This window comes from Gordonia sp. IITR100 (assembly GCF_002009645.1).
Taxonomy (GTDB): Bacteria; Actinomycetota; Actinomycetes; order Mycobacteriales; family Mycobacteriaceae; genus Gordonia; species Gordonia hongkongensis.
The window spans coordinates 1-5,043 of the sequence record NZ_MVKV01000039.1 but is presented as its reverse complement, the minus strand read 5'-3'; the positions used below and the strand labels follow the sequence as shown (position 1 = coordinate 5,043).

Genomic DNA, 5,043 nt, shown 5'->3' with positions numbered 1-5,043 from the left:
TTGTCGTCTAACGCCATGCTCATAGATTGTCCTCTCACTGATGAGCACCGGACTTACACAGACCATCTGACACCCCCGAGTGAACCCGAAAGTACTGGAATCGCGTCGCCGTGCTCGTCGTGCGGCGTCCTGTGCCGCTGCTGGCACTAACCCTGGTCGGGCTAATCGTGCTTAGCGTCTTCGCGACGGGCATCCAGATCACCTTCGACGATCGTGAGGGGCAACCCGCGACAACCGACAGCAACGAAGGCTACGCGTTGCTCGACCGTCATTTCCCTCAAGACGTCACTATCACCGAGTTCCTCGTCGTAGATGCACCGATCGATCTCCGTACTGCCAGCGGGCTGGCCGATCTTGAGCAAATGGCCTCACGTGTATCCCAGATCCCCGGAGTGACTCGAGTCATCGGCGTTACCCGTCCCACCGGGGACAAGCTCGAGCAAGCCGAGCTGTCCTGGCAGAACGGCCAGATCGGGAACCGGCTGGCGGGTGCGGTCGACGATGGCCAGAACCGCCGCGGTGACCTCGAACAGCTCCGTACAGGCGCATTCCAACTCGCCGACGGGCTTACTCAGCTCGACACCCAGGTACGCACCAACTTGGCCCCCCTGGCCGGCATCCTCGATCAGGCAAGCACAGCCGGGCAGCAAATTCAGCAGTACCAGCCACTACTACGCCAACTCGCCGCATCTGCACCAGCGCTCGATCGCGCTTCTCAGAATGCCCCACAGCTGGCCGCGCTCACCCGCCAAACATCTGCAGCCCTGGCAACAGTGACCTCGATCCTGCCCATCCTCGATAATGCGCCCTGGTGCACCCAAGTCCCGCAGTGCGCAGCTCTGCGCGCGCAGACCCGCAATCTCGACGCCCTACTGAGCAACGGGACCCTCGACCAGATCGCCACGCTGTCAACACAACTCGCGCAGCTGGATACACCGATCTCAACAGTCACCGACCAACTCACTTCCACCGTCAACTCACTGGGCTCCACGCTGGGAAGCATCAGCAGCCAAGACCTTCCCGGCAAGCTCACCCAACTGCAAACAGGTATCAGTCAACTCGCGGCGGGATCACGCCAACTCGCCGCCGGTGTATCCGCGCTGATCGACAGCAACCTTCAACAACTCGCCGGGATGGCCGCGCTAGCCACACAACTACAAACCTCCGCCCGCGAGACCGCCGGAACAAACTCAGCAACCGGCTTCTACCTCCCACCTCAGGCCAACGCAGACCGCCGTTTCGTCGACGTCGCTCGCCAGTTCGTCTCGCCCGACGGCCATACCGTGCGCTACGCAATACAAACCAGCTTCGACCCCTACAGCACCGAGGCCATGCAACTGGCCGACACAATCACCGATGTCGCACTCGCCGCCAGACCGAACACAACCCTGCAGGACTCCAACATCGCGACAGCCGGGTTCCCCGCCATCAACGCCGATCTGCAACGTCTACTCACCGAAGACTTCCGACTCCTAGCGTTGGCCACCCTCACCATCGTCGGCCTGATCCTGATACTCCTACTCCGAGCACTCATCGCGCCGCTATACCTTCTGGGCACCGTCATACTCAACTACACCGCGGCACTGGGTATCGGCGTCCTGATCTTTCAACACATCCTCAAAACCGACATCGCCTGGCCCGTACCACTACTGGCCTTCATAGTCCTCGTCGCGGTCGGCGCCGACTACAACATGCTTCTCATCTCTCGCCTACGCGAAGAATCCCAAAACAACATCCGCATCGGCGTCCTGAGAACCGTCACCAACACCGGATCAGTCATCACCTCGGCCGGCCTCATCTTCGCTGCCAGCATGTTCGGACTCATGGCCGGATCCATCTCGATCATGACCCAGGTCGGACTCATCATCGGCATCGGCCTGCTGCTCGACACCTTCATCGTCCGCACCATCGTCGTGCCGACCATCGCCACACTTGTCGGCAGAGCAAGCTGGTGGCCGAGTACCCGAACCGACACGCATCCAGCGTCCCGCTAGTACGCACGCACGTGCCGAGATCTGACCGGCCCCGCCAGTCATCCAGCCATCGCGCCCACCTCATCGACTGACACCCGCTCGACGGTCGGCCGCGGCACCACACCCGACCCACGTGCGAGCGCCCCTCGCGTCGTTGACGCTGGTAGAACTCGCAGGAGGGCCCGTCGCGGCGTTGGGGACTGTCGCTGATTCGGTGTAAGTGGTTTTGATCGCCCCCGGCGTGGGGCAGGAGGAATCACGACGATGACCGACACAATCGGGGGCGTGGATGCCCCGGTGGCAGGGCCGGTTCAGACCGGTCAGGAACACGATGTCACCACCGCGGATGCGGTGCGTGAGCTCTCGAAGGCCGAGCAGGCTTTGGTGAGCGATCTGGTACGTAGCTCACGCGCTCAGGGAGTGGCTCTGACCGGTCCTGACGGGCTGCTCAAAGCGCTGACCAAGAGCGTGCTCGAAGCCGCGCTCGATGAAGAGATGACCGAACATCTTGGCTATGACAAACATGACGTGGCCGGCCGCAACACCGGCAATTCACGCAACGGCACGCGCACGAAACGGGTCCTGACCGACGCGTGCGGGCAGGTGCCCATCGAGGTGCCCCGCGACCGCAACGCCACCTTCGACCCGGTAATTGTCGGTAAGAGCAAACGTCGCGTCACCGATGTGGATCGGGTAGTGCTGTCGCTGTATGCCAAAGGCCTCACAACCGGCGAGATCTCAGCGCATTTCGCCGATGTCTACGGTGTCAACGGCGGCTGAAAACTGACCCCTTATCGACGGTTGAATTTTGACCCCCTTTGGTGTGGTTACTGGTCGGTGTTGACGAGTTCTCGTCGGGCTTTGGTGCGGTAGGAGTCGCCGTCGATAGCGATGACCTCGGCGTGATGGACGAGGCGGTCGATGAGTGCGGCGGCGACGACGTCGTCGGCGAAGACTTCGCCCCAACGGCCGAATGGCATGTTCGAGGTGATCAGAATCGAGCCTTGTTCGTAGCGACTGGCAATGAGTTGGAAGAACAGGTTGGCGGTGTCGGAGTCGAATGGGAGGTAGCCGATCTCGTCGATGATGATCAGTCGGTAGCGGCGGAGCCGTTTGAGTTCGGCGGCCAGGCGGCCGGTGGTGTGTGCCTCGGTCAGGCGGGTGGCCCATCCGGTGGCGGTGTCGAAGAGCACGGGGTAGGCGTTGTGTGCGGCTTTGATCCCGAGCGCGATCGCGAGGTGGGTTTTTCCCACCCCGGGTGGTCCGAGAAGGATCACGTTGTCGCTCTTGGCGATCCAGGTGCTGGTGGCCAGGTGGGCGATCACATCACGACGCAGTCCTGGAAGGTGGTCGAAGTTGAAGTCCTCGAGTGTTTTGACCGCAGGGAAGCGCGCGCCGCTGATCCGCAGCATGGTGCCGTTGGCTTCGCGTTCGCTGACCTGGCGGTCAAGAATCGCTGCGAGGTACTGCTCGTGGGTCCAGTTGTCGGTGCGGGCCCGCTCGGCCAATTCCGCCCAGCATCGGCGGATCGCTGGCATCTTCAACGCCCGCGCCGCGAACTCGATCTGTTTACCTGTTTGATTGTCGGACACAGTCTTTCACCTTTCAATGCTGGTGGATGTGGTGGGCGGGTGAGCTTGGGGCGGGGTGGCAAAGTTCACCCCGAACAGCTCGTCGTAGTCCGGTAACGCCCGGATCGGCACCTCGTGGCCATCAGGGTGGGCGCGGATGCGGGCGGCGTTTCGGGCCCGGTTGGCGAGGTCTTGGCGGCGGTAATCGCGGCGCAGTTCTTTGGCTGCTCGCACGTGCTGAGGGTCGGCGATGGTGACGTGGTTGGCCCAGCTGCGCGCGTGGTCGGCGACGGTGACCTCGCCGCAGAGGATGCGCACCTGCTGCAGGTCGGCAGTGATGTCGACGAACCGACCGATCACCGACGGGTGCACCGAATAGTCATTGCCGGCTACACGTACGTAGTAGTCGCGACCGAGTCGCACCCGGCTACTCAAGCCGATATGCGGTGCGGTCGGAGGTAGGCCGGTCATCTGCTCGAGGTCCTCGGCGAACACGTCACACGGGCGTCGATCACCGATCGCGCGCACCACTCGGGTGTTGGCATGATCGGCCAGCCACCGATCGAACTGGGCGGTGAAATCGGCCGGTGAGCTGAACTGGCGGCCCGGCAGGAACGAGCTCTCGAAGAACCGGTTGTTGCGTTCGACCATGCCCTTGTACTCGGGGTCTCGCGGTGGCGCCAGCTCCAGCCGCGTACCCAACGTGCCCACGAAGCCGGCCGCCAACGCGGTGGGTGTGCCCTTGGGGCCGATCGCGGCTTCGCGGTCCCACACCAGTTTGCGGGTCACCCCGCCCAGTTGCGACAGCAGCAGCCACATTCCCGTCAGGATGTCTCCGCCCTGGCGAGACGGGATCATCACCGCCGACCGGTACCGGGAGAACGCCAACGTCATCACCAACACCGGTAGCATGGCGAACTGATTGTGGCTCAGAGGGATTCGGTAGTCCGGAAACCACAAATCCCACTGTGAACAGCCGCCGGGCTGATAGATCACCCGATCGGCTGGATCTACCCCACGAAACTCTGGACGAATAGCCCGGACCCGGTCTTTGAGGACCGTCAACGACCTCGTCCACCCAACCCGCTCGGCGATCACCGTCGCCGGCATCGTCGGATACTCCCGCAGCAACGCCCGGATCTGCGGTTCGAACGCGTCGACCGCCGAGCCCGTCGCCGGCCGCGAGTACTTCGGCGCGGTATCCGAAGCCAACGCCGCACGAACGGTGTTGCGGGCCACCCCCAACCGGCGCGCGATCTCCCTGATCGGCACACCCTCACTGCGATGCAAACGGCGGATCTCTGCCCATTGCTCCACTGAAATCACCCTCCTAACAAGACGGGGGGGGTCAAAATTCACCCGTCGTCAGGGGGTCAGTTTTCAGGCGTCGTCAACATACGGTGCGTCGGTATCGAAAGACACTGAACCGCCCCGGGTCTGTCGGAGGCTCTCGAACCTGTGAAGGATGGAGAGCATGGCAGCACCACGCAAGTACAGTG

At 62.8% G+C, this 5,043-nt stretch carries 2 protein-coding genes and 2 pseudogenes; 2 read left to right on the top strand and 2 right to left on the bottom strand.

Annotated features, from left to right (window positions below; genetic code table 11):
* Positions 1-83: 83 nt before the first annotated feature.
* Together B1818_RS23730 and B1818_RS23725 are read left to right on the top strand one after the other, a co-directional pair.
* Positions 84-1,994: pseudogene (locus tag B1818_RS23730) on the top strand (MMPL family transporter); the annotation flags it as partial.
* Between the two features lie 243 nt (positions 1,995-2,237).
* Positions 2,238-2,744 (top strand): annotated as a pseudogene (locus B1818_RS23725) (transposase); the annotation flags it as partial.
* Positions 2,745-2,800: 56 nt separating this feature from the next.
* On the opposite strand, the gene istB reads toward B1818_RS23725, so the two are convergent.
* A complete protein-coding gene (istB, locus tag B1818_RS23720) occupies positions 2,801-3,565 on the bottom strand; it encodes an IS21-like element helper ATPase IstB (protein ID WP_004021756.1) in 765 nt (254 codons plus the stop codon).
* A 6-nt stretch (positions 3,566-3,571) separates the two neighbouring features.
* Positions 3,572-4,870, bottom strand: coding sequence for an IS21 family transposase (istA, locus tag B1818_RS23715; RefSeq protein ID WP_165629285.1), 1,299 nt, complete (start codon positions 4,868-4,870; stop codon positions 3,572-3,574).
* Between the last annotated feature and the right edge of the window lie 173 nt (positions 4,871-5,043).